The sequence below is a fragment of the Ralstonia sp. SET104 genome (assembly GCF_003851545.1).
Lineage (GTDB): Bacteria > Pseudomonadota > Gammaproteobacteria > Burkholderiales > Burkholderiaceae > Ralstonia.
In genome coordinates this window covers 1-270 of the sequence record NZ_BHVX01000052.1, presented here as the reverse complement: position 1 = coordinate 270, position 270 = coordinate 1, and the positions used below count along the sequence as shown (strand labels likewise).

Sequence of the window (270 nt, the reverse complement as noted above, 5' to 3'; positions counted from 1 at the left end):
CTCGGCGCGACACTTGGCTGGCGCTGGATGACCGAACACCTGCCGCCAGCGTTCAGCCAACGCTACCCGGTCCATTGCCATCAGTTCGGACAGATCGACGCTCATACTGGCTCCGCGATCCGATAGCGGCGGGTTCCATCCACAGTTTCCGAGATCACCGGCAGTTGCAGACGCTTGCGCAGCACACCGCTGATTACGCCGCGTACGGAGTGGGCTTGCCATCCGGTGGCGCTCATCAGATCAGCCAAGCTGGCGCCCGATGCCTGTTTA

The 270-nt window shown here is 62.6% G+C and carries 1 protein-coding gene; it reads right to left on the bottom strand.

What is annotated here, in order from left to right:
• Nucleotides 1-101: 101 nt before the first annotated feature.
• A partial coding sequence (locus PSUB009319_RS22770) for a DUF3489 domain-containing protein (RefSeq protein WP_124384429.1) occupies nucleotides 102-270 on the bottom strand: 169 nt, incomplete at its 5' end.